Raw genomic sequence first — 24,061 nt, forward strand, 5'->3', positions numbered from 1 at the left:
GTAGATAGGGCAGAGGTGGAAGCACAGCAATGTGTGGAGCTGACTGTCACTAATAGGTCGAGGGCTTAACCAAGAGGTTCTGGGCAGGATGGAAGTGGAAGATAAAAAAGGTATAGACTGTATGCGATTTTCAGGGTATAGAAAAAAGGCTTAACGAATATACATTCGTTAAGCCTTTTTTGGATCTGTCTGAAATCCCGGCATACAGATAGGCCCTCCCTGCCGATTATGGAAACGGCTAATTAACACTGCGTCACTGAGCGTTGTCTTCATTTTGTTCCATAATGTAGTAAGAGATGCGCAGAACCAGCCGTTCTTTGGCATCATCCAGATTGACATCCGCTATTTTCTGAATCCGTTCCAGACGGTAAAAAAGAGTGCTTCTGTGAATATACAGAAGCTTGGAAGTCTGCAATACATTTCTCTCCCTTTCCAGGAAAACTTTCAGTGTATGAAACAAATCTGTGTGATTTTCCTGATCATACTGTTTTAATGCCAGTAATTTGGCAGAGCAGAGCAGTTCCGGTGAAAACACTTCTCCTCCTTTCTGGAGAAGATACTCTAACAGATAATCTTCAAAACGATAATACCAGTGCATACTGTGGCTGCGGCGTCCCAACTGCAGGACTGTCTTGGCCTGCAGATAACCCTGAGGAAGCTGGAAGAAATCGACGAGTTCCGAACTCGCGCCCATTTTCAGCAATTCTTCACGGAGAAGCATGGCCAGACTTCGCAGGACGTCCGAACTCCGCGCTCCGGAAGGAGACAGGTTCGCGATCACGGTAATTCTGTTATCATACAGAAAAGCGAAGCTGTTCCGGATCTGGGTTTCTATGTAGCTAAGAGTCGCGGCGGAAGAATGCATCCGGACATCCGGCTGATCGGTTTCCAGGCAAAGACACAGATAGTGATCGTGCCGTTTCCAGCCCAGAAAGGACAGACAATTTATAACGCGTGACTCATCCAGGACGCCCTGGTCCAGAAATTCACGGAAAAATTGTATCAGGTCGCCGCCCATGCCCAGACGGTACAGACTTTTTTTCCGGATAGCGTTCAAAATTACCTCGCTCAGATATTGGATAATCTGATAATGTCCGGGCAGCAAAGGTGTCTCCAGCTCATCAACGCAGATTCTTCCTTCATATCTCCCCTCATTCCAAAGATTAATATATAGAATAGGATATCCGCGCAGCTCTGCGGAATAGAGCGCAGGGCCTACTGTGCTCAATGTATGGAGATATTCCAGATCTGCCCGGAAGTCGTGGATCAGACTTAAAGGCGCAATGTCCATGCCTGTTCGGGGATCCTTATCCCAGGAAATCATTCCTGGAACTGTATGGGGACAGGAAAGGATGAAAAAATTAGAATCATGTATGAAGATTGGATTTTGGAAAATATTCAGGCACGCGTTCAGCATATTATCCAGCGGATTGGGATCGTTAAGCGCCTGGTGCAGCGATCGGTCCCACTGGAAATATTTCTCAAAGATATCCTGAGCCTGTGTAAGGACATCTGCCGGATCAGAAGCATCTTCTATGATGAGAATCTCATTTCCTGCCGCAGGTTCGTTGTCGGATGACTTGCTCAACAGAATCAGATGCAGTCCATGCATGGACGGGAGTCCGGCCGACAGGTCTTCCTCTGTGGCCAAATATACATACTGAGGCAACGGAGCAGTTTTTTCCCGATAGAGACGAACTCCTTCCAGACATGGCGTATCTGCCTGACCATGAAGACGCATGTGCTGATAATAGTTTTGAAATTCATCATACAGGATCTGCATAGTCAAATGAAATGTAAGCATGCTTGGGCCTCCTAAAATCAAAATAATATTGTTTATTATTATAACATGAACAGAATGGGTTGTGAATATTGTCCAAATATGATACTACAAAGAGTTGAAAGTATGGGAAAAAGAATGGGACTTTATGACGGATTTACGAAATAAAGTTGTCGTATTATAGTATAAATGGCAGAAGTATTGACAAGTACAAAAAGTAGGAAGGCGGAAGAAAATATGAATCAAAAAGAAGCGGCCCTGTACCTGAAACGGCTGCATTATGAGGATACAGTACAGCCGGGAACGGATGCTCTTGAAAAACTGATACGGGCACACCTGGAGCAGATACCGTTTGAAAACCTGGATGTTTTTGATTTTGGAAAAGTTCCTGATCTGAATGAAAAAGTTCTGTTTGACAAAGTCGTTGTACAAAAGAGAGGAGGAGTCTGTTTTGAACTCAATCTGTTATTCCTTTCTCTGTTGGAATGCCTGAACTATCAGGTATATCCGGTGGCGGCAAGAATTCTCTGGAACAAAACAGAAATGCCGCCGCTGACTCATGTGGGGCTGATAACAGAAGTGGAGGAAGAACTGTTCTATTGCGATGTGGGATACGGAGGGCCCGGTCCCAAAGGACTGATTGCGATAAAACCGGGAGAACAGGAAGTGGATGGCTGCAGATTCCGTTTTCTGCGGATGACGGATGGAGATTACAGGTTGGACCGTCTGCACCATGGAGAATGGAAAGCGCTTTTACAGTTTGCCGACCGCCCGGTGAGAAGGCTGGATTTCCAGGTGCTGAACTTCTACTGCGCCCGGAATCCGGTTATCATGTTCACACAAAAAAGAGTCATAAACCTGTGCACGCCGGAAGGAAGCAAGGCGCTTACAGACCTGGAGCTGACTGTACATGAAAACGGAGAGATCCGCCGGACGATATATAAAGATCTGGAAGAGCTGGAAAAAGGGCTGGAAGTTGAATTTGGCCTGCGTGTATCGCTGGCTGGCAGTATCAGGAAAGGAGAATGAATATGATAAGAAAGTATCCGAATCTGTGTAAGCCGATTACGATCGGGAACGTAACATTCCGCAACCGTATGTTTTCCGCGCCTATGAGCGGGGCGGAGATCACGCCGGAGTGTATGATCGGTCCCAAATCCACCGCGTTTTATGAACTGCGGGCAAAAGGCGGAGCGGCCGCGGTGACGGTCAGTGAGCTGATGGTGCATCCGGCCACGGACGCGTCGCATGCATATCATCTGAATACAGAGACCGTGGGATCTGTCGCCAGCTTTACTTATACGGCGGACGCGATCAAGAGACACGGGGCTGTGCCCAGCGTGGAGTTCTCCCATTCGGGACAGTATGCGGGGACTTATCTTTTGGATAAAAACAAGAAGGAAAGTATGACTCAGTACGGCCCCAGCGCCGGGACAAGACCGGACGGACTTCCGGTGACTCCATTGACAAAAGCGCAGATTGGAGATATTGTTAAAGCATACTATGACACGGCGAAGCTGGCGAAACTCTGCGGTTATGAAATGATTATGGTTCACGGCGGACATGGATGGCTGATCAACCAGTTTCTGTCGCCATACTTTAATCATCGCACGGATGAGTATGGAGGATGTTTCGAAAACCGGGTACGGTTTGCCCGCGAGGTCCTGTCCGCGGTCCGCGAAGCGGTGGGGCCGGGTTTCCCGATTGAATTTCGAATGAGCGGATCTGAATTTTTTGAAGACGGATCCGTTCCTGCCTTCTAAAGTGGCGGAAAACCGGGATGATGAGATCGTCAGGTGCCTGCGATGTTTTGTCTGTATGGCGGAAAGGGGAACGACGCAGACCCGGAGATGTTCGGTCAATCCGTTGATCGGACGGGAATGGGAAGGCAACGAGATACCGGAGGCCAGAAAGAAGAAGAAAGTGCTCGTGGCAGGCGGCGGAGTGGCAGGTTTGGAAGCGGCCTGGACAGCGGCGCGCCGGGGACATCAGGTGGTGCTGTGCGAAAAGAGCGATCGGCTGGGCGGAATCCTGAAGAGCGAGCAGGCAATTGATTTCAAGCATGAGATGTATGAGCTTGGACTTACACTTGAAAAACTTGCCAGAGAGGAGGGCGTGCAGATCCGGCTGAATACGGAAGTGACGCCGGAATATGCAGAAAAGGAGCAGGCTGATGCGCTGATCATTGCTGTGGGTTCCAGACCCATTGTGCCGCCGCTTCCCGGCATCGACGGAGATCATGTGGTCATAGTCAATAACTATTACCTGGAAAAGGATAAAGTAAAAGGCGGCGAAGTGGTAGTGCTGGGCGGAGGTCTGGCGGGATGTGAGTGCGCGATCCACCTGGCGAGAGAAGGCAGAAAAGTACATTTGGTGGAGATGCGCGGGGAACTGGCGCCGGACGCCAATATCCGCCACAGGCCGATCCTTCTGAAAGAACTGGAGGACCGGGGAGTCGTCTGCCATACAAATCATCAGGGGCTCCGTGTTACAGAGGAAGGACTCTGGTGTAAGACCCGGGGAGAGGAAGTCCTGATACCGGGCACTTCCGTGATCTGCGCCGTGGGTCAGAAAGCGAGAAGAGATGTAGTGGAGACGCTTCTGGACAGCGCGCCGGTAGTGAAGCAGATCGGGGACTGCATCCGCCCGGCTAATATTTGTATGGCAGTCTACCAGGGCTATCACGCGGCGCTGGACATCTAGGAAACATGGAATTGGAGGAAACAGGGGCGAAGACAGATGAAGTATCGGATTACATTTGTAAAAGAGGGAAAGACATACGAGGCAGAAGAGGGAATGACGGTGCTGGAGGCCGAGATAGCGGCCGGGCTGAAACCTGATGCTCCTTGCGGAGGAAGCGGAAAGTGTAAAAAATGCAGGGTACATATTGGAGGAGATGAAGTGCTTGCCTGCCAGACAGTGATCCACAGCGATCTGGAAGTGGAGACTTTGCAGGGAGATGCAAAGAATCAGATTCTGACCGCCGGATACGGCAGAAAAGTAGCGTTTCATCCTGGAAAAATTCCTGCGGATATCAGAACTCCGCTTTTGGCGGCAGTAGATCTGGGATCCACGTCGGTCGTGGCATATCTGCTGGATGGGTGTACAGGGGAGCAGCTTTCGGTGAAAAGTGTCCTGAACCCGCAGCGGCAGTATGGAGCGGATGTGGTCATGCGGAGCAGTTATGCCATGGAAAAGGGGGCGGACATCCTGAGCAGCTGCATCCGAAGGGCAGTGAATGAACTCCTCCGGGAAGCTGCGAAATCATGCGGCAGAAGCCAGGAAGAGATCGTGAAGATCGTTATGGTAGGCAATTCCTGTATGCATCATCTGTTTCTGGAGATTCCGGTTGATACATTGGTGCTGGCTCCTTACGAGCCGAGAGTGAAAGAGGCTTTGGCGCTCAGGGCATCTGATTATGGATTCCTGGTTCATCCGGAAGCACAGCTTCTGTGGCTGCCCAATATCGGCGGTTTTGTAGGGGCTGATACGGCGGGCTGCCTGCTTGCGACGGATATGGATCAGCGAGAGCGCATGACGCTGATGGTGGATATCGGCACCAATGGAGAGATGGTGCTCGGAAATCGTGAAACCGGCCTGACGGCCTGTTCGACAGCTGCAGGCCCGGCATTTGAAGGGGCAAAGATTACCTGCGGCATGAGAGGAAGCGAGGGAGCCATCGATCATGTATACCTGAAGGATGGGAAGCTGGAATTTCATGTGATCGGCGATGGAGAGCCTCAGGGAATCTGCGGCTCCGGGCTTCTGGACGCCGTAGCGTGTCTGCGCCGGACAGGCGCAGTGGATGAAAGCGGCCGCATGAAAGAAAGCTGTTATTTTACCAGAAACGTATTTATAGAACAGAAGGATATCCGGGAACTGCAGCTCGCCAAAGCCGCTATCGCAGCGGGGATCCGCCTTCTGTGCAAGAGAAAAGGAATCGGAACAGAAGATATCGAGGAACTTCTGATTGCCGGAGCTTTCGGAAATTATCTGGATCCTGCCAGTGCGTGCGCCATAGGAATGCTGCCGAAGGAACTGGAAAGCAGGATCATTTCTGTAGGGAACGCAGCCGGTGAAGGCGCCAGGATCGCGGCGCTGAATACAGACGAATTTGAACGCAGCAAGGAGCTGGCCGCAAAGACAGAATTCCTGGAGCTGGCCATGGATCCGGAGTTCCAGGATGTTTATGTGGATGAACTGGAGTTTCCGGAATAAAGACGGAGGGATAAGAGATGGAAGCATTTGAACTGGCGGAAAAGATCGTGAAGGAAGCAGGGTTTACCTGTGTGGCACTTTTGGATATAGGCACACTGGAACTGCTGGATGAAGTAAGAGATATGTGCGCGGCAAATACCTGTGGGAAATACGGAGCAAACTGGGCCTGTCCTCCCGGATGCGGGGAACTGGAAGAGCTGAGAAAGCAGATCGCCCGTTATCAGTGGGGGATCCTGGTTCAGACTGTGGGGGACGTAGAGGACAGTATGGATTTTGAGGGGATCATAGAAGTAGAAAAGAGTCATAAAAAATCATTCTATGAGGCCACGGAAAAACTGAAGGAGCAGTTTCCGGATATGTTGGCGCTGGGAGCAGGATGCTGTACGCTCTGTAAAGAATGTACGTATCCGTCACAGCCCTGCCGTTTTCCGCAGAAAAGAGTGTCGTCCATGGAATCCTACGGGATCCTGGTCAACGATCTCTGCAAAAAAAACGGCATGAGCTATTATTACGGCTCTGAAAAGATGGCATATACATCCTGTTACCTGTTCGTTTAGGTTTCCGGAGTCTGCTGTTGGTCTTCCATGTCAAGCAGATGAAAGGAAAGGAGCAGATAGAGCAGTTCATCCGGATCTGAAAAATCGGTTTTCAAGATATCTTTTATTTTATCAAGACGGTAGAGCAGCGTGCTGCGGTGAATAAATAAAGCTTCTGATGTCTTTGTTACACTCTGGTGGTTTTCCAGATAACAGCGCACCGTCTGGTAGAGCTGGGAGTGATTCGCTTCATCCGCATATTTTAGATTTAAAAGCTTTTCGTGACTGACCATGTACGCGGGAAGCTTTTTTGTTGTCTGTTCCAGCAGATACGGCAGGGCGATTTGGTTAAAATGGTGGATCCATCTGGACGGGTTTTTGCGTTTGCCGAACTGGAGCGCAATAGATGCCTGTACATACTGTCGCTGAAAATTAAAGTGTCCCAGCATTTTTCGGCTGTATCCGGCATTCAGAAGACTGTCCCGGATAAAGCTGGCCAGCTTCTGGGAGATCTCGTCTATGGACAGAGAGCAGAGATCCAGATTGATGTAGACGACCACATTGCCATGATGCTCTACGGCGCAGGAAGCGGGAATGGAGTTTTCCACATATCCGCATATGGCGCGCAGAGTAAGATTTTTGAAATCAAGGATACCTGTTTTGATCAGGATACACTGATAATAATGGGAAGACAGCCATCCGGCAGCAGAAAACTGCTGGCTGATTTCCACGTAATCGGCGCTGGGATCTGTCAGCAAAGTCTGGAATATCTGATGGAGGGAGTGAGAGGTGTCGTGGCTGTTGACCACGTTTGTAGTCAGTGCGTGGGACACCATACGGGCCAGATATTCCATAAGGAAACCAAAAGTATCGTCCAGAGGAACTTCTCCTTCGGAAATCATAAGTCGGTAGACCGTTTTCCCAAAGCGCATGATATTGACGCAGAGAGAGGGGTCTGCAATATCATTGCCCGGATAATAAAAATAGCCGATTTTGTAGAATGCCTCTTCATAGTTAGGATCCTGTTTTAAAGCATTGACCAGAGCACGGGTTTCTTCGGTAGAACCCAGCACGGAATTTCGAAGGCCGTTCAGTCGGTAGCCTCTGGATGCGACGACAGTAAAATCCATGCCGATGACCATCATAGGATTGGATATAACACGCGCAGTGCGATCCAACAGATCCTGAATCGTAGAATTGGACAGCCGTGATTCAAAAAGAGACTGGTTCCATTCTTCATAAATTGAGAAAATATACTGTAAGAAAGCCAGTGCTTCATCGGCTGTGACTTTTTCGGGAAGGATACACAGATTAGGGTAGTCCCGCTCTGAAATGGAGAACCGGGCTCCGGTCAGAACCAGCAGGATTTTCGACAACTGGTGTGAAGGCAGGTGAAAATCAGGATCATCCACCACGTAGACAGTTCCCTCATCCAGGTTTTTTTCTCCCTGATAATGGAGGGGGTATTTTAAGTGCGGTTCACTGGAAATCCAGGAGGAAACAGAGACCGTGCAGTGTTTTTTCAGATGATAAGTAATCAAAAGAGCGCTTAACTTCATGGATGGAACCTCATTATCTTAAATGTATCGGTAGATTTTATATAGCCTATTATACCTGGGAATCGGCCGGCAGGCAAGATGGTCTTCCTACAAAACGTAGGAAAGCGGAGGCAAAAATCAGCGATTGTGCATATGGCATAGAAAAAGGCTCTGTGATAAACTCAAGATGTGGTTAAATTATACAATAAAAACGATGATCTTACATAAATATTCATCAGAAGGAGGAAAATACATGATAATCATCGGTGAGAAGATTAATGGATCCATCCCAGTAGTGGCTGACGCTATTGCGAAAAGGGATGCGGAATTCATTAAAAACAGAGCAAAGATGCAGGCGGAAGCGGGGGCTACTTTTATTGACTGCTGTGCGTCTGTGCCGGAAGCAGAAGAAGTTGAGACGCTGAAATGGATGATCGACTGCATCCAGGAGGTGACGGATCTTCCGATCTCCGTAGACAGTCCCAGCGCGGACGTGCTGGCGCAGGTATTTCCATACTGCAAGAGACCGGGACTGATCAATTCCGTATCCGGAGAAGGCGACAAGATTGATAAGATCTTTCCGCTGATCGCAGATACCAAATGGGAAGTGATCTGTCTTCTGTCCGACGACACGGGAATTCCCAAAAGTGCGGCGGACCGTCTGAGAGTATTTGACAAGATTCTTGAGAAGGCGGAAAAATACGGAGTTGCCCATAACCGTATGCATATTGACCCATTGGTAGAAATGCTGTGCACTTCCGAAGACGGTATCGCACTGAATGTGGAAGTGATTAATACGGTCCGTAAGAGATGCCCGGATATGCATATTACGGCGGCGGTCAGCAATATTTCTTTTAACCTTCCGGTGAGAAAGATGATCAACCTTGGATTTACGGTACTGGCTATGAACGCGGGTCTGGACAGCGCCATTCTGGATCCGACCAACCGGGATATGATGGGTGTGATCTATGCGACGGAAGCGCTGCTTGGTCAGGATGATTATTGTATGGAATATATCAGCGCGTATCGTGAAGGTATCTTTGGACCGAAAAAATAAATATGTAAAACGGATCAGTCAGGGCTGATCTGAAGATAAAATAAAAAAATGGAGGATAAAAAAATGGCAGGAATTCAGGAAGTTTATGATCTGGTAGTAAAGGGAAAAGCAAAAGTAATCGCAGGCGCGGTTCAGGAAGCGCTGGATGCAGGATGTGATCCCACCGAAGTGCTGAACAAAGGCATGATCGCGGCTATGGACGAGGTTGGCGCGAAATTCAAAAACGGCGAGATCTTCGTTCCGGAGATGCTGGTTGCAGCAAGAGCCATGAAAAAAGGTGTAGAGGTACTGAAACCCCATCTGGCAAGCGGTGTGGCAGGAGCTGCCGGCAAAGTGGTAATCGGAACCGTTGCAGGAGACCTGCATGATATCGGAAAGAACCTGGTTGCTATGATGCTGGAGTCTTCTGGATTCGAAGTCATCGACCTTGGCGTAGATGTTCCGAAGGAGAAATTTATTGAAACTGTTGAAGCAAATCCGGATACCAAGATCGTATGCTGCTCCGCTCTTCTGACAACGACGATGCCGGCTCTGAAAGATACGGTAACTGCTCTGAACGAGGCACCGTTCCGTTCCAATATTAAGGTTATGGTAGGCGGCGCTCCTATTACTCAGGCATTTGCGGACGAGATTGGCGCGGATGCGTATACAGAGGATGCTGCATCCTGTGCTCAGAGAGCAAAAGAGATCGTTGCATAATCATTGTTTCTTCCTTCTGCGGGGATTCTGCCGTTTGGCAGGATCCCCCTTTTCTGTTTGTTTCGGTGGAAAAATCGATGAGGGCATGTTATACTGGATTTCAACAGGAAGATGCGGCGGGAATTCGCTCTGCGCCGCTGCGGAAGGATGAAAAAAATGACATATACAGAATTATGCAGGGAAGTTCGGGGCGCCAATCTGGTGTTGGTGGGAATCGGCGAGGATTTGGAGGGAGATCTGGACGGATTCTACCGGAGCCTTTCGGAGCTTCTTCAGAAAAAAGATTATTTTATCGTGACATTAAAAGACCGTGACAGTCTGGAAAAAGCAGGTTTGTTTTCAGAACAGATCACTGCTCCCCTTCAGAAGGGAGAGGACGCAGTAAGCTGGGACCGGTATCTGAACTGGCTGGGATTTACATTGAATCAGAACCTGTGTATTCTGGAGCTTGGCGTAGGATTTCTGAGACCGGAGGTGATCCGGTTTCCTTTTGAGAAGACCTGCTATTTTAACCAGAAGTCCAGGTATATCCGGGTTCATGACCGGTTCTGGCAGCTTTCTGCCGAGATCGCGGACCGGGGAGTATCCGTCGGACAGCCGCCGGCGGTATTTTTTACAGAAGGCAGAGAGGAGGCGGCGCAATGATTGCGGTTATCGATTACGATGCGGGAAATATCCGGAGTGTGGAAAAAGCGCTTCTGCATATTGGTCAGGAGGTATGTGTCACCCGCAGCAGGGAAGAGATCCTGAAAGCAGATAAAGTAATTCTGCCGGGAGTGGGTGCTTTTGGAGATGCCATGGAGCATCTGGAAGCGTACGGGCTGACAGATGTGATCCGCGAAGCAGTAAAACGTAAAACGCCGTTTCTTGGTATCTGCCTGGGACTGCAGCTTTTATTTGAGTCCAGCGAAGAGGCGCCGGGGGTATCCGGACTGGGAATCCTGAAAGGGAAGATTTTGCGTATTCCGGAAGGAGAGGGCAGGAAGATCCCGCACATGGGATGGAACTGTCTGGAGCTGTCCGGGGATGGGAGGCTGTTCCGGGGCCTGGGGAAGAATCCTTATGTGTATTTTGTGCATTCGTATTACCTGAAGGCGCAGGATGAAGGCATTGTGAAAGCCAGAACAGAGTATGGCGTGCAGATCCATGCGTCTGTGGAACAGGAAAATGTGTTTGCCTGTCAGTTCCATCCGGAAAAAAGCAGCGATGTGGGACTTCATATCCTGAACAATTTTGCCGGGTTATAATCAGGAGGACGGAAGATATGCTGACTAAAAGAATTATTCCCTGTCTGGATGTAAACAACGGACGGGTGGTAAAAGGTGTGAATTTTGTAAATCTTCGGGACGCGGGAGATCCTGTGGAGATTGCGGCGGCCTATGACCGGGCGGGAGCGGATGAACTGGTATTTCTGGACATTACCGCTTCTTCTGACGACAGGAACACAGTGGTCGATATGGTGAGTCGGGTGGCCGAGACGGTGTTCATTCCATTCACGGTAGGAGGAGGTATCCGTACCGTAGATGATTTCCGGACGATCCTGCGTGCAGGAGCAGACAAGATATCCGTCAATTCGGCGGCGATCGTGAGGCCTGAACTGATCCGGGAAGCCGCGGACAAATTCGGCAGCCAGTGCGTGGTGGTGGCCATCGACGCCAGAAGGCGCGCCGATGGAAGCGGATGGAATATTTATAAAAATGGCGGCCGTGTGGATATGGGAATCGACGCGGTGGAATGGGCCGAGAGAGTCAGCGAGCTGGGAGCGGGAGAGATTCTGCTGACCAGCATGGACTGCGACGGGACCAAAGCGGGATATGATATTGAACTGACCCGTGCGGTGGCGGACCATGTGCCGGTTCCGGTTATCGCTTCCGGTGGAGCCGGTACTCTGGAACATTTCAAAGAGGCGCTGACAGACGGGGGTGCAGACGCGGCGCTGGCCGCTTCCCTGTTCCATTACAAGGAACTGGAGATCAGCCAGGTAAAAGAGTATCTGCGGGGCTATGATATCCCGGTACGTTTATAGGAGGAGAGAAGATGGGAGCGATAAGCAATGACTGGCTGGAGCCGCTGAAACCGGAGTTTGGGAAGCCATATTACGCGAAATTATATAAGACCGTGATGCATGAATATCAGACACGCCTGATTTTTCCGCCCGCTGACGACATTTTTAACGCGTTTGAACTGACGCCGCTTTCAGAAGTGAAGGTGGTGATTCTGGGACAGGATCCGTATCATGGGGACGGGCAGGCCCATGGACTGTGTTTTTCCGTAAAACCGGATGTGGAGATTCCTCCGTCTCTGGTAAATATCTATCAGGAACTGCATGATGACTGCGGCTGTTATATACCGAATAACGGTTATCTGGAAAAATGGGCCAGAGAAGGCGTGCTGCTTTTAAATACGGTGCTGACTGTTCGCGCGCATCAGGCGAATTCTCACAGGGGAATCGGATGGGAGGAATTCACAGATGCGGCGATCCGTATTTTGGATCAGCAGGACCGGCCGATTGTGTTCATGCTGTGGGGGAGACCTGCGCAGGCGAAGAAAGCCATGCTTCATAATCCGCGGCATCTGATCCTGGAAGCTCCGCATCCGAGCCCGCTTTCTGCGTACAGAGGATTTTTCGGATGCAAACATTTCAGCAAGGCGAATGAATTTCTGAAAGAGCACGGTCTGACGCCCATCGACTGGCAGATTGAAAATCAATAGAGCTTCGACATTCTGGGGGAGATTATGGAAGCGTTAAAGAAAAAAACAAGCCGTTTTCTGTGGGGAAGCCTGATTGGCCTGATACTTCTCTGCATCGGCGTATTTGTATGGATTACGACTTTTATGCTCAGGGAAAGCGAAAACACAATCACGCAGGTGGTCAATCTTTATATGGAAGAAATGAACAGTCAGCTTCAGCGTCATTTTAGTTCGCTGATAGGAATGCGGCTGTTTCAGGTAGAGGGGATTACGGAGATCGTACCGCCTGATGGCGCGGATACGTTTGACGCCGAGCTGGCGGAGCGGCTGGAGTCCGCAGGAAGAAAAAGGGATTTTGTTTATATGGCCCTTTACAATACGGAAGGAGAAGAATTTTTAATATACGGCGATCCGGTTTCTGTTATTAATAAAGATTTTTATATTGAGGAGATGAATGGGGGCAGGCAGACAGCAGCCACGGGAGAAACAGCAAATGGAGATGTTTTGCTGCTGTATGGGATTTCTGTCGGCTTCCCTTATTCAAAGGGATATACCCTTCCGGACGGGAGCCGGTGCACGGCGCTGACAGTAGGGCTTCCTATCGAGAAACTGAATGCGGCGCTTGCTTTAAACGGAGACGGAAGTCTGGTATTTTCCCATATCATCCGCAGGGATGGCAGCTTTGTTGTACAGAATTCAGATATACCGAATAATAATTATTATGAATGGCTTCAGAACAATGCGGATTTTGGGGAGAGAGAGACGGAGCAGGTCATAGACGAGCTTAAAAATGCGGTAAACAGAGAAGAACCGTATTCCATGGTGTTTTCCATAGATGGAGAAAGAAGGCATGTGTATTGCACTCATTTGGAGAACTCAGAATGGACACTGGTGACGGTCATGCCTCATGGAGGACTGGACGACGCGGTGGCGGGCCTGGGAGGAAGCCGGATCTCTGTGACACTCGCCGGATGCGGACTTCTTCTGGCGGCCACACTTGTGATCTTTTTTATATATATGGGAATGTCACGGCGCCAGATAGAAGCGACAGAAAAGGCCCAGAGAGAAGCAGAACGGGCCAATCTGGCAAAAAGCGAGTTTCTTTCCAATATGAGCCACGATATCCGCACCCCCATGAATGCCATTGTGGGAATGACGGCGATTGCTTCCGCCAATATCGACAAGCCGGAACAGGTGAAAACCTGTCTGCAGAAGATTACTTTATCCAGCAGGCATCTTCTGGGCCTGATCAACGATGTGCTGGATATGTCGAAGATTGAAAGCGGTAAACTGAATCTGAATACAGAGCTGGTCAGCCTGAGGGAAACTATGGAAAGTCTGGTCAGTATTGTCCAGCCTCAGGTAAAAGCAAAGGGACAGTCTTTTAATATTTCGGTGCAGCATATTTCGTCGGAACAGGTGTTGTGCGATGGAGTGCGCCTGAATCAGATACTGATCAATCTTTTGTCAAATGCTGTAAAATTTACTCCGGAAGGCGGAAGCATCAGTGTCGCGGTCACCCAGGAACTTTCGCCAAGAGGAGAAAAATGGGTACGTACGCATTTTCGGGTGAAAGACAATGGAATGGGAATGACGCCTGAGTTTCAGAAGAAGATCTTTGAGTCGTTTGCGCGCGAGGATACCAGAAGGGTACGGAAGATCGAGGGCAGCGGCCTGGGAATGGCAATTACAAAATATATTGTGGATAAGATGGAAGGAACTATAGAAGTTCAGAGTAAGCTGGAAAAGGGTTCGGAATTCCATGTGACGCTGGACTTTGAAAAGGCGGAAGTACCGGAAGAAGAAATGTCTCTGCCGGCATGGGATATGCTGGTGGTGGACGATGATGAACAGCTTTGCCGGGATGTGGTGCATTCCCTGGATGAACTTGGCGTTCACGCCGAATACGCACTGAACGGAGAGACCGCGGTGCGGATGGCGGAAGAGCGGGACAGAGAAGGCCGGGGTTATCACATTGTTCTTCTGGACTGGAAGATGCCGGGAATCGGCGGCTTGGAGACAGCAAAGGAAATGCGGGGGAAAATCGGGAATCATATTCCGATTCTGCTGATTTCGGCTTACGACTGGTCTGATTTTGAGGAAGAGGCGAAAGCGGCGGGCATCAGCGGTTTTATATCCAAACCTTTGTTCAAATCCGCATTGTATTACGGATTGGAGCCGTATACGGGTTCTGAATGTCAAAGAGAGGAACCTGTGGAGGCGGAAGAGAACTTTGGCGGAGTACGCCTTCTGGTGGCGGAGGATAATGATATTAACTGGGAGATTGCAAATGAATTATTGTCCGCAAGAGGATTTGAGCTGGAGTGGGCGGAAAACGGCCGCCAGTGCGTAGATATGTTCATGGAAAATGAACCGGGATATTATAAGGCCATCCTTATGGACCTTCGTATGCCTGTGATGGATGGATATGAGGCGGCGAAAGCCATCAGGAATCTGGAAGAACGTCCGGACGGAAAAGAGATTCCGGTTATTGCCATGACGGCAGACGCGTTTGCAGAGGATGTCAGCCGCTGTCTGGAATACGGTATGAATGCGCATGTGGCGAAGCCGCTGGACATCGATGAGCTGGTGAGGACGATCAAGAGGCTGCTCTGAGTTTACAACAGATTTTTTATTCATTTGAAAAAACGGAACTGTTTTGACACAGTTCCGTTTTTGGGGTTTCAGGCAATGCCTGTTATGCTTCTTTTCTCTGTTCTTCCTTTTCTTCTTTGTGAAGATTCTTGAACGCGCTGCTCAGCATGAGTTTTATCCGGTTGAGCTGGTTCACTTCGCTGGCGCCGGGATCATAGTCGATAGCCACAATATTGGAGGATGGGTGGCGGCGGCGCAGTTCCTTGATCACACCTTTTCCGACGATATGGTTCGGCAGGCAGGCAAACGGCTGTGTGCAGACGATATTCGGCGTGCCGCCTTCGATCAGCTCCAGCATTTCGGCTGTCAGGAACCAACCTTCGCCGGTCTGATTTCCTAAAGAAACGATGTCTTTCGCCATATCTGCCATGTGGTCGATATTGGAAGAAGGAGTAAAGTGGATACTTTTCTTCAGGGCTTTATTGGCCGGAGCGCGGAAAAATTCCAGAGCCCGGATGCCCAGGCGCCCCATCATGGCTCCTGATTTTTTCTTCCCCAGATAGTGCGCTTTAAACTCCGTGTTTTTGAAACAGTAAAGCAGGAAGTCCATCAGATCCGGAACAACTGCTTCAGCCCCCTCGGCTTCCAGAAGGTCAACCAGTCCGTTATTGGCGGATGGCGAGAATTTTACCAGGATCTCGCCCACAATGCCCACGCGCGGTTTGACTTCATTGGTCACCGGTATATTGTCAAATGTTTCTACAATCTCGCTGCAGAGCCGCTTGAATCCTTTCCAGCTCGGATGCTTTTTCATAAGGAACGACTTGCAGCGCTCGTTTAACTGTTCATGCACCCGGTCGGCCTCGCCAGGAACAGATTCATAAGGCCGGGTGTGATAGAGTACCCGCATAAAAAGATCTCCGAATACAAGAGCGTAGATGCCTTTAAACAGCATCTCCGGCGTGAACTTGAAGCCGGGGTTTTTCTCCAGACCGCTCAGGTTGATGGAGATGACCGGGATATTGGGATGTCCCGCGTTCTCCAGCGCCCGGCGGATAAAGCCGATGTAGTTGGAGGCCCGGCATCCGCCTCCGGTCTGAGAGATCAGGATGGCGGTCTTGTTCAGGTCGTATTTACCGGACAGCACTGCTTCCATAATCTGACCGATGACGATCAGGGACGGGTAGCAGGCGTCGTTGTTCACATATTTCAGTCCCAGATCCACTGCGGTTCTTCCTGCGCGGGGAAGCACGTCGATGTGATAGCCGCAGGAGCGGAACGCCGTTTCCAGCAGATTGAAGTGGATCGGCGACATATCCGGGCAGAGAATCGTGTAATCTTTGCGCATATCTTCCGTGAAGATGACCCGCTGGTAAGCGGAAGATACGACGGTCCGCTTTTCCTGGTTCTTTTCCCGTACCCGGATCGCCGCCAGCAGGGAGCGGATACGGATACGCGCCGCGCCCAGGTTGCTTACCTCGTCGATTTTCAGGCAGGTGTAAATCTTGCCGGAACCTGTCAGGATCTCATTTACCTGATCGGTGGTGACTGCATCCAGTCCACAGCCAAAGGAATTGAGCTGCACCAGATCCAGATCGTCCCTGGTCTTCACAAAATTTGCCGCCGCATACAGGCGGGAGTGATACATCCACTGGTCCATGACACGCAGGGGGCGTTCCTCTTCGTGAAGATGGGAGACGCTGTCCTCGGTCAGGACTGCCAGCCCGTAGCTGTTGATCATCTCTGAGATACCGTGGTTGATTTCATTGTCAATATGGTAGGGGCGTCCTGCCAGCACGATGCCGTGGGCATGGTTCTCCTCCATCCATTTCAGTGTTTCTTCCCCTTTTTTGCAGATATCCAGGCGTGTCTGGCGCAGTTCTTCCCATGCTGCCTCCGCGGCTTCGGTGATTTCCTCCGCCGTCATGCCTTTCTCCCCTTCAAATTCTTCGATTAACCGCTTCGTCAGGATTTCCAGACTTTCAAAACTCAGGAACGGGTTGCGGAAGTCGAAGCGGTCGGACCGCAGTTCTTCCATATTGTTCTTGATGTTTTCCGCGTATGAAGTGACGATCGGGCAGTTGTAATGGTTGTTGGCATCCTTGAACTCGTTGCGCTCATACGGAATGCACGGATAAAAAATGAACGGAATGTTGTGCTGCAGGAGCCATTTTACATGGCCGTGCGCCAGTTTCGCCGGATAACATTCGGACTCGCTGGGGATCGATTCGATGCCCTGCTCGTAAATCTCGTGCGTGGAGATGGGCGACAGTACTACCCGGTATCCCAGCCTGGTGAAAAACGTGAACCAGAACGGATAGTTTTCGTACATGTTCAGGACTCTCGGAATTCCCACCAGTCCGCGGGAGGCTTCCTCGTCTGTCAGCGGTTCGTAGGAGAACAGACGCTGGTTTTTATATTCAAACAAGTTCGGCGCGTGATGCTCGTTCTTTTCTTTTCCAAGTCCCCGTTCGCAGCGGTTGCCGGAGATGTAGCGCCGTCCGCCGGAGAATTTATTGATGGTCAGACGGCAGTTGTTGGTGCAGCCGCGGCACTTGGTCATGGAAGTGGAGTATTCCAGTTTCTCCATCTCTTCTCTGGACAGCATGGTCGTCTGCTGGCCTTCATAACGCTCACGGGCGATCAGCGCCGCGCCGAATGCACCCATGATTCCGGAAATGTCCGGACGGATGACTTCACATCCGGCGATCTTTTCCAGGCTGCGCAGAACCGCGTTATTGTAGAACGTGCCGCCCTGGACGACGATGTGTTTCCCGAGGGATGATGCATCCGATATTTTGATAACCTTAAACAGCGCGTTCTTGATGACGGAATAGGCAAGGCCGGCGGAGATGTCGTCCACGCCCGCGCCCTCTTTCTGCGCCTGTTTCACACGGGAATTCATAAATACAGTACAGCGGGTTCCCAGGTCAATGGGATTCTCGGCGAACAGAGCCGCCTGCGCGAAATCCTGAATGGAAAGATTCAGAGATTTTGCAAAGGTCTCGATAAAGGAACCGCAGCCGGAGGAACATGCCTCGTTGAGCTGTACGTTGTCTACGGTATGATTTTTAATGTGGATGCACTTCATATCCTGACCGCCGATGTCCAGGATGCAGTCCACATCCGGATCGAAGAACTGCGCCGCATAGTAGTGGGAGATTGTCTCCACTTCGCCTTCGTCCAGCATCAGGGCGGCTTTTACAAGCGCTTCCCCGTAGCCGGTGGAACAGGAACGGACAATATGCGCTTTTTCCGGAAGCTTGGAAAACAGGTCCTTCAATGCTTCCAATGTGATATGTAAAGTGCTTCCGTTGTTGTTGTTGTAGAAAGAGTAGAGCAGGGATCCATCCTCGCCCACCAGCGCGATCTTGGTGGTGGTGGACCCGGCGTCGATGCCCAGGAAACAGTTCCCTTCATAATCTTCCAGGCTGCGTTTCTGTACCTTCGCTCTGGAATGGCGGGCCTCAAAGGCATCAAATTCTTCCTGGTTGCGGAACAGCGGATCCAGACGTTCTACCTCGAAGGCAATCTGTATTTTGCTGTGCAGCTTTGCGATGATATCCTGTGCCGGAATTGCTTTTTCCTGCTTGGACAGGAGCGCGGAGCCGGACGCTGCGAACAGGTGGGAAAATTTCGGGATGATCGTGTGTTCCTCGTCCAGATTCAAAGTCCGGATAAATGCGGACCGAAGTTCGGAGAGGAAATGAAGCGGTCCTCCCAGGAACGCCACATGTCCCCGGATGGGCTTTCCGCAGGCCAGACCGCTGATGGTCTGGTTGACAACAGCCTGAAAAATAGATGCAGCCAGATCTTCCTTGGTCGCTCCTTCATTGATCAGAGGCTGGATGTCGGTCTTTGCGAAGACGCCGCACCGTGCCGCGATGGAATACATGGATTTGTAGCTTTTGGCATATTCGTTCAGGCCGGAAGCGTCGGTCTGCAGAAGGGACGCCATCTGGTCGATGAAGGAACCGGTGCCGCCGGCGCAGATGCCGTTCATACGCTGCTCCACGTTTCCTCCTTCAAAATAAATGATCTTGGCGTCTTCCCCGCCCAGCTCGATGGCCACGTCGGTTTTCGGGGCGAAGGTCTGCAGTGCCTCGGAAACGGCAACGACTTCCTGTGCAAACGGAATATCCAGATATTGCGCCAGGGTCAGCCCGCCGGATCCGGTGATGACCGGATATACGTCCATGGGACCCAGGGCCTCCACGGCGCGCTCCAGGAGCATGGCGAGCGTTTCCTGGATATTTGCAAAATGTCTTTCGTAATCGGAAAACAGAATGCGGTTTTCCGGATTCAGAACTGCAATCTTAACGGTAGTGGAACCGATATCGATTCCCAAACGGTAACATTTGTTCATAATTGGCAGCTTTTCTGCTTTCACCTCACATCTTTTCTTCTGTAATTTGATTTCATTTTGAACCACGGTATATTATATGAAAAGTATGCGGATGAGTCCATAAAAATTTTGTAAAGATTTGCGGATGTATAAATCAATCCCAGTTCATTGACAAACAGCCTGGGAAAATCTATAATGTGACTTGAACGTGCATCCGGCCGGAAGATCGGCTGGATGCACAGTTATACTATGGCAGGCCGCAGGCCGGCGGGAAAGGAATGTTTCTATCATATGAACTGGATTGATAAGCTGGAACGCAGGTTCGGAAAATACGCGATCCACAATTTGATGTATTATATCATTATACTATATGCGGTGGGATTCGTACTGAATATCGTGGCGTATGGTTTCTATGAGCAGTGGCTGTGTCTGGATGCGGCGGCTATTCTGCATGGGCAGATCTGGAGGATATTCACTTTCTTGCTGATGCCGCCTACAGGAAGTTTTATTTTTATCCTGTTCTCATTATATATGTATTATTTTATGGGAAGGATGCTGGAATATCAGTGGGGAGCATTCCGGTTTAATCTGTATTTCTTTTCGGGAGTACTTCTGCATGTGATCGCATGCCTGGTTGTTTACCTGGTTTTTGGATGGAATCTTTCACTGGGGACTTATTACCTGAATTCTTCTCTGCTGCTGGCATTTGCATTTTTGTATCCGGATGTGGAATTCCTGCTGTTCTTTATTCTTCCGATCAAGTGTAAATGGATCGGCATTTTTTACGGACTCTATTTTGCAGTGGCGATCATATCCGGATTCATTGTCAGCCCGTTCAGCCCTTCCGGAATGGCCCTGATGCAGGTCGGAATTTTTCCGTCTGTGGGCACCAGCGTGGCGGCGCTGGTATCGCTTTTGAATTTTGTGATTTTTTACCTGTCTGCGAACCGGAACAAGTTTTCTCCGAAACAGGTACAGAGAAAGAGGACTTATGCGAAGAAAGTCCGCACGGCTTCCCAGAAGAGCGCCCATCATCGCTGCGCAGTGTGCGGCAGGACGGAGGCGGACGGGGATGATCTGGAATTCCGCTTCTGCTCCAAATGTGTTGGAAATTATGAATATTGTCAGGATCACCTGTTTACGCATGAACATCGAAAGTAAATTTTGAAAATAATGATAACGGCGGTGCGGCTTTTTGGCCGCACCATTTTTTCACGCTTTTTTTTGCATGACATAGGATAAAATGAGGAAAAAACAGAAAGGATTTTGAAAGTTGGAAGAATATCAGAGATGTTCCTGTACCAGAGGAATGAACAGGGAAAATAATTTTCCGCCGGCAATGGCATATGTGCCCTGGCAGCACTGGCACAGAGTATACGATCTGGATAAAGCGCTCGCCTGCGGTACGATCTTCCCGGAACTGGATAAACCGTTTCTGGGTGTGAGGGGAGGGTGCAGGTAATGGCACAGAGACAGCCTACCAGGAAACAAATGCTGTCCTGGATCAATATGGTCAGCTTCGCGGTGGTGGAAGCCAATCTGTACCTGGACACCCATCCCGCAGATCCAACAGCGCTCGCTTATTTCCGCGAATACAGCCAGCTTCGGAGACAGGCGCTGGACGACTATGCGGCGATCTACGGACCGTTGACCTTGGACACCGCTCCCGCAGGGCAGGAGCAGTGGGAATGGATTAACCAGCCCTGGCCCTGGGAAGGAGGCGCGTGCTAGATGTGGAATTATGAAAAAAGACTGGAGTATCCGATTAATATTACCAAGGCAAATCCTAAGATGGCACGGCTGATCATCTCCCAGTTCGGAGGTCCCGACTGCAAAAAGATAGAGTGATGGTATTGTCCGGACGCCGGAAAACGATCTGAGACAAAAATGAGCGGAGAAGCTCGTTTTTTTCATTTTCAGAGATTTTGTCGGAGCGCAGAATAGGAAGAGAGCGCTTTAACCGGGCAGGACATGCGGGGGCTGTTTCCAGCTGTTCCAGGACTTTGTCGTTAAGCCAGGCAAGGGACACCGAGTGGCTGACAGAGCACTGCCCCCTGGCATAGCGGCAGCATTGCAGATATTTGCCTCTGACGGACTGGGTGAGTGTGGCACCGCAATTTCCGCACCGTACCAGGCCGCGGAGCATGAAATCGGCAGGGGATTGGCGCGCGTGAGGCGGAAGACAGCGCCGTCTGGAAGCAAGTGTCTGCTGGACAGACAGAAAAACCTCTTCACATATCAGAGGAATATGTTCTCCTGCTGTCAGGGTCATCTCCTGCTGTCCGGGATGCATCCGTCTGCGCAGTTTGCCGGTATAGGTCGGATTGGAGAGAATATAGTCGACAGTGCGGCTTTGAAATGGCTTGCCCCGGTTAGTGCGTATGCCTGCGGCGTTGAGTGCAGCGGCAATCTGCCGGGAGGATTTGCCGGCCAGATAATCCTGGAAAATTTGGGGGATCAGAGAGGCTTTTTCAGGATCCGGGACAAAGTGGCCGTCTCCCATGCGATAGCCGAAAGGAGGGACAGAGACGACGCCTCCACGGGAGAACTTTTCATTCATACCTCTCCGGACTTCTTCCGCCAGATTGAGGCTGTAGTATTCGTCCATAGCTTCCAGCAGAGCTTCAATGAGTATAGAGGTGGGATCTTTGGAGAGCTGTTCGGTGATGGAGATCACTTCAATGCCGCATTCTTTGCGCAGCATGGACTTGTACAGGATGCTGTCCTGGCGGTTCCTGGCGAAACGGGAGAATTTCCATAACAAGATCACATCGAAAGGACGGGGTTTTTCTTTTGCGTCAGAAATCATGCGCATGAAGGCGGGACGCGTCCGCGCATGCCGGCCGCTGATTCCTTCGTCCAGATAGATGTATTTTTCCGGGAGAAGAATCTGATGAGCGTCTGCGTAATCCCGAATCCTGCCAAGCTGGCTGTCGGGTGAATATTCTGTCTGTTCCTCTGTAGATACACGGATATAAGCTGCGCCTGTCTGCATAATCCTTTAACTGCCGCCGGAGCGGCTGTTCCGGTTTTATGTCTAATATATGGGGCAAGGGACGGCTATTTGCAAAGAGGATGTTAAGATCCTGTTCATTTTGTTGCGGTTTTCGACAGGTGGTGCTATATTGGATTAAGATTTCGTAAAGACAGAAAAAAAACAATTAAGATTTTGTCAAGAATTCGGGAGGATAGAGAAAGCATGAACATTATCATAGCCGGATGCGGGAAAGTAGGTTCCACATTGGCGGAACAGCTTAGCAGGGAAGGGCATGACATTACGGTGATCGACCAGAAGACAGACGTAGTCCGGCACATGGCGGATGAAGCGGATGTACGCGGGGTCGTCGGCAACGGAGCCAGTTATAATATTCAGAAAGAAGCAGGAATTGATGAAGCGGATCTGCTGATCGCAGTGACCAATGCGGATGAAGTCAATCTGCTCTGCTGCCTGATCGCGAAAAAAGCAGGAGGATGCAAGACGATAGCCAGAGTGCGGAATCCTGTATATCATCAGGAAATCGGTCATATAAAGGGAGAACTGGGATTGTCGATGGTGATTAATCCGGAGTTCGCGGCAGCTTCGGAGATTGCCCGGCTGCTGCGTTTTCCTTCGGCCATCGAGATCAATACGTTTGCCAGAGGAAGGATCGAGCTGCTGCGCTTCCGGGTGGAGAAATCCAGCCCGCTTGCCGGCAGAAAACTGAAAGATATTTCGGAGCTGACCCAATGCGAGGCGCTGGTCTGCATCGTAGAGAGGGGAGGAAAGGTTATAATCCCGGATGGAGAAATGGAACTCCAGGCGAATGACACGATTTCTATTGTGGCTTCTCCTTTGAACGCAAGCCGTTTTTTCAAATTGATGGGTGTACAGACCAATCAGGTGAAAAACACCATGATCATCGGAGGCAGCAAGACGGCATATTATCTGGCGCGCAGGCTTCTCGCCATGAAGATCAAAGTGAAGATTATTGAAAAGGATATGAGGCATTGTGAAGAACTCTGCGAACTGCTTCCGCAGGCCATGATCATCCAGGGCGACGGTACGGATCAGGGGCTTCTGGAGGAAGAGGGACTGCGCGACGCGGAAGGGTTTGTAGCGCTGACAGATATGGACGAGGAGAATATTATGCTTTCTCTGTACGCCAAGAGTATGAGTCATGCAAAGAAGATCACAAAAGTGAATCATGATACTTATGACACGATCATAGACACGCTGGATATCGGCAGCCTGATCCACCCTAAGCATATTACAGCAGAGAGTATTCTCCAGTATGTGCGCGCCATGCAGAATTCCATCGGAAGCAATGTGGAGACACTGTACCGTCTGGCGGACGGCAGGGCAGAAGCGCTGGAATTCATTATTAAGGAAAGCGGAGATGTCACAGGCATACCTTTGCAGGAACTGGAACTGAAGTCGCATCTGCTGATCTGTGCCATCAACCGGAAGGGAAAGACGATCCTCCCCAGAGGACAGGACACTTTGATGGCAGGGGATTCCGTAGTCGTGATCACGACCAGATGCGGAGAGCTGAAAGATATCAAGGACGTATTGAAAAAGCAGGAGACTGCTTCTTTGTACAGCAGATAAGGACGGGAAAACAG

The 24,061-nt window shown here is 50.2% G+C and carries 20 protein-coding genes and 1 pseudogene; 17 read left to right on the forward strand and 4 right to left on the reverse strand.

Annotation, left to right across the window (positions count from 1 at the left end):
- Positions 1-253: 253 nt before the first annotated feature.
- A complete protein-coding gene (locus B5F29_RS14865; RefSeq protein ID WP_087155389.1) occupies positions 254-1,804 on the reverse strand; it encodes a PucR family transcriptional regulator in 1,551 nt (516 codons plus the stop codon).
- 213 nt (positions 1,805-2,017) lie between these two features.
- Here B5F29_RS14865 and B5F29_RS14870 point away from each other — a divergent pair, with 213 nt between their 5' ends.
- The 5 genes from B5F29_RS14870 to B5F29_RS14885 are packed head-to-tail and all read left to right on the forward strand — an operon-like array spanning position 2,018 to position 6,555.
- On the forward strand, positions 2,018-2,809 hold the full coding sequence (locus tag B5F29_RS14870) for an arylamine N-acetyltransferase family protein (RefSeq protein ID WP_162608448.1): 792 nt from the start codon (positions 2,018-2,020) through the stop codon (positions 2,807-2,809).
- Positions 2,810-2,811: 2 nt separating this feature from the next.
- A complete protein-coding gene (locus B5F29_RS16920; protein ID WP_242955692.1) occupies positions 2,812-3,543 on the forward strand; it encodes an oxidoreductase in 732 nt (243 codons plus the stop codon).
- The gene (locus B5F29_RS16925) at positions 3,515-4,483 is read left to right on the forward strand and encodes an FAD-dependent oxidoreductase (protein WP_242955693.1); all 969 of its coding nucleotides are present in this window, start codon (positions 3,515-3,517) and stop codon (positions 4,481-4,483) included. Before B5F29_RS16920 ends, B5F29_RS16925 begins: the two co-directional genes overlap by 29 nt.
- Before the next feature lie 36 nt (positions 4,484-4,519).
- Positions 4,520-5,998 (forward strand): ASKHA domain-containing protein, encoded by a 1,479-nt coding sequence (locus B5F29_RS14880; RefSeq protein ID WP_087155391.1) that lies wholly within the window; start codon positions 4,520-4,522, stop codon positions 5,996-5,998.
- Between the two features lie 17 nt (positions 5,999-6,015).
- The gene (locus tag B5F29_RS14885) at positions 6,016-6,555 is read left to right on the forward strand and encodes a DUF2284 domain-containing protein (RefSeq protein ID WP_087155392.1); all 540 of its coding nucleotides are present in this window, start codon (positions 6,016-6,018) and stop codon (positions 6,553-6,555) included.
- On the opposite strand, the gene B5F29_RS14890 is transcribed toward B5F29_RS14885, so the two are convergent.
- Complete coding sequence (locus tag B5F29_RS14890; RefSeq protein ID WP_087155393.1) at positions 6,552-8,093, reverse strand: PucR family transcriptional regulator; 1,542 nt, start codon at positions 8,091-8,093, stop codon at positions 6,552-6,554. The genes B5F29_RS14885 and B5F29_RS14890 overlap by 4 nt on opposite strands.
- Before the next feature lie 232 nt (positions 8,094-8,325).
- Here B5F29_RS14890 and B5F29_RS14895 point away from each other — a divergent pair, with 232 nt between their 5' ends.
- From B5F29_RS14895 to B5F29_RS14925, 7 genes are all read left to right on the forward strand, one after another.
- On the forward strand, positions 8,326-9,129 hold the full coding sequence (locus tag B5F29_RS14895; protein WP_087155394.1) for a methyltetrahydrofolate cobalamin methyltransferase: 804 nt from the start codon (positions 8,326-8,328) through the stop codon (positions 9,127-9,129).
- A 63-nt stretch (positions 9,130-9,192) separates the two neighbouring features.
- Entirely contained in the window at positions 9,193-9,828 is a 636-nt protein-coding gene (locus B5F29_RS14900; RefSeq protein ID WP_087155395.1) for a corrinoid protein, read from the forward strand.
- Between the two features lie 156 nt (positions 9,829-9,984).
- Entirely contained in the window at positions 9,985-10,473 is a 489-nt protein-coding gene (locus B5F29_RS14905; RefSeq protein ID WP_143449174.1) for a hypothetical protein, read from the forward strand.
- The gene (gene hisH, locus B5F29_RS14910; RefSeq protein ID WP_087155397.1) at positions 10,470-11,075 is read left to right on the forward strand and encodes an imidazole glycerol phosphate synthase subunit HisH; all 606 of its coding nucleotides are present in this window, start codon (positions 10,470-10,472) and stop codon (positions 11,073-11,075) included. The genes B5F29_RS14905 and hisH overlap by 4 nt, the downstream gene beginning before the upstream one ends.
- Before the next feature lie 17 nt (positions 11,076-11,092).
- A complete protein-coding gene (gene hisF / locus B5F29_RS14915) occupies positions 11,093-11,854 on the forward strand; it encodes an imidazole glycerol phosphate synthase subunit HisF (protein WP_087155398.1) in 762 nt (253 codons plus the stop codon).
- Between the two features lie 11 nt (positions 11,855-11,865).
- On the forward strand, positions 11,866-12,540 hold the full coding sequence (gene ung, locus B5F29_RS14920) for a uracil-DNA glycosylase (RefSeq protein ID WP_087155399.1): 675 nt from the start codon (positions 11,866-11,868) through the stop codon (positions 12,538-12,540).
- A gap of 24 nt (positions 12,541-12,564) precedes the next feature.
- Positions 12,565-15,135: a hybrid sensor histidine kinase/response regulator gene (locus B5F29_RS14925; RefSeq protein ID WP_087155400.1), complete on the forward strand. Its 2,571-nt coding sequence runs from the start codon at positions 12,565-12,567 to the stop codon at positions 15,133-15,135.
- Positions 15,136-15,217: 82 nt separating this feature from the next.
- Here the strand turns inward: B5F29_RS14925 and B5F29_RS14930 are convergent, their stop codons facing one another.
- Positions 15,218-19,480: a 2-hydroxyacyl-CoA dehydratase gene (locus B5F29_RS14930; RefSeq protein WP_087155437.1), complete on the reverse strand. Its 4,263-nt coding sequence runs from the start codon at positions 19,478-19,480 to the stop codon at positions 15,218-15,220.
- Between the two features lie 270 nt (positions 19,481-19,750).
- Between B5F29_RS14930 and B5F29_RS14935 the strand changes: the two genes are divergently transcribed.
- From B5F29_RS14935 to B5F29_RS14950, 4 genes and pseudogenes are all read left to right on the forward strand, one after another.
- A complete protein-coding gene (locus B5F29_RS14935) occupies positions 19,751-20,620 on the forward strand; it encodes a rhomboid family intramembrane serine protease (protein ID WP_087155438.1) in 870 nt (289 codons plus the stop codon).
- A gap of 112 nt (positions 20,621-20,732) precedes the next feature.
- Complete coding sequence (locus tag B5F29_RS14940) at positions 20,733-20,921, forward strand: spore coat associated protein CotJA (protein WP_330397633.1); 189 nt, start codon at positions 20,733-20,735, stop codon at positions 20,919-20,921.
- Positions 20,921-21,190, forward strand: coding sequence for a spore coat protein CotJB (locus B5F29_RS14945; protein ID WP_087155401.1), 270 nt, complete (start codon positions 20,921-20,923; stop codon positions 21,188-21,190). The genes B5F29_RS14940 and B5F29_RS14945 overlap by 1 nt, the downstream gene beginning before the upstream one ends.
- Positions 21,191-21,289 (forward strand): annotated as a pseudogene (locus B5F29_RS14950) (manganese catalase family protein); the annotation flags it as partial.
- Here the strand turns inward: B5F29_RS14950 and B5F29_RS14955 are convergent.
- Positions 21,264-22,454: a recombinase family protein gene (locus B5F29_RS14955; RefSeq protein ID WP_087155403.1), complete on the reverse strand. Its 1,191-nt coding sequence runs from the start codon at positions 22,452-22,454 to the stop codon at positions 21,264-21,266. The pseudogene B5F29_RS14950 and the gene B5F29_RS14955 sit on opposite strands and share 26 nt — an antisense overlap.
- A 204-nt stretch (positions 22,455-22,658) precedes the next feature.
- Between B5F29_RS14955 and trkA the strand changes: the two genes are divergently transcribed.
- A complete protein-coding gene (gene trkA / locus B5F29_RS14960; RefSeq protein WP_087155404.1) occupies positions 22,659-24,047 on the forward strand; it encodes a Trk system potassium transporter TrkA in 1,389 nt (462 codons plus the stop codon).
- The last annotated feature ends 14 nt before the right edge of the window (positions 24,048-24,061 follow it).

The sequence above is a fragment of the Lachnoclostridium sp. An196 genome (genome assembly GCF_002160135.1).
Lineage (GTDB): Bacteria > Bacillota > Clostridia > Lachnospirales > Lachnospiraceae > Hominiventricola > Hominiventricola avistercoris.

Excerpts from the sequence above, each read along its gene's own strand:
- B5F29_RS14865 (WP_087155389.1), bottom strand. The coding sequence starts at position 1,804 with ATGCTTACATTTCATTTGACTATGCAGATCCTGTATGATGAATTTCAA.
- B5F29_RS14870 (WP_162608448.1), top strand. The coding sequence starts at position 2,018 with ATGAATCAAAAAGAAGCGGCCCTGTACCTGAAACGGCTGCATTATGAG.
- B5F29_RS16920 (WP_242955692.1), top strand. The coding sequence starts at position 2,812 with ATGATAAGAAAGTATCCGAATCTGTGTAAGCCGATTACGATCGGGAAC.
- B5F29_RS14880 (WP_087155391.1), top strand. The coding sequence starts at position 4,520 with ATGAAGTATCGGATTACATTTGTAAAAGAGGGAAAGACATACGAGGCA.
- B5F29_RS14885 (WP_087155392.1), top strand. The coding sequence starts at position 6,016 with ATGGAAGCATTTGAACTGGCGGAAAAGATCGTGAAGGAAGCAGGGTTT.
- B5F29_RS14890 (WP_087155393.1), bottom strand. The coding sequence starts at position 8,093 with ATGAAGTTAAGCGCTCTTTTGATTACTTATCATCTGAAAAAACACTGC.
- B5F29_RS14895 (WP_087155394.1), top strand. The coding sequence starts at position 8,326 with ATGATAATCATCGGTGAGAAGATTAATGGATCCATCCCAGTAGTGGCT.
- B5F29_RS14900 (WP_087155395.1), top strand. The coding sequence starts at position 9,193 with ATGGCAGGAATTCAGGAAGTTTATGATCTGGTAGTAAAGGGAAAAGCA.
- B5F29_RS14905 (WP_143449174.1), top strand. The coding sequence starts at position 9,985 with ATGACATATACAGAATTATGCAGGGAAGTTCGGGGCGCCAATCTGGTG.
- hisH (WP_087155397.1), top strand. The coding sequence starts at position 10,470 with ATGATTGCGGTTATCGATTACGATGCGGGAAATATCCGGAGTGTGGAA.
- hisF (WP_087155398.1), top strand. The coding sequence starts at position 11,093 with ATGCTGACTAAAAGAATTATTCCCTGTCTGGATGTAAACAACGGACGG.
- ung (WP_087155399.1), top strand. The coding sequence starts at position 11,866 with ATGGGAGCGATAAGCAATGACTGGCTGGAGCCGCTGAAACCGGAGTTT.
- B5F29_RS14925 (WP_087155400.1), top strand. The coding sequence starts at position 12,565 with ATGGAAGCGTTAAAGAAAAAAACAAGCCGTTTTCTGTGGGGAAGCCTG.
- B5F29_RS14930 (WP_087155437.1), bottom strand. The coding sequence starts at position 19,480 with ATGAACAAATGTTACCGTTTGGGAATCGATATCGGTTCCACTACCGTT.
- B5F29_RS14935 (WP_087155438.1), top strand. The coding sequence starts at position 19,751 with ATGAACTGGATTGATAAGCTGGAACGCAGGTTCGGAAAATACGCGATC.
- B5F29_RS14945 (WP_087155401.1), top strand. The coding sequence starts at position 20,921 with ATGGCACAGAGACAGCCTACCAGGAAACAAATGCTGTCCTGGATCAAT.
- B5F29_RS14955 (WP_087155403.1), bottom strand. The coding sequence starts at position 22,454 with ATGCAGACAGGCGCAGCTTATATCCGTGTATCTACAGAGGAACAGACA.
- trkA (WP_087155404.1), top strand. The coding sequence starts at position 22,659 with ATGAACATTATCATAGCCGGATGCGGGAAAGTAGGTTCCACATTGGCG.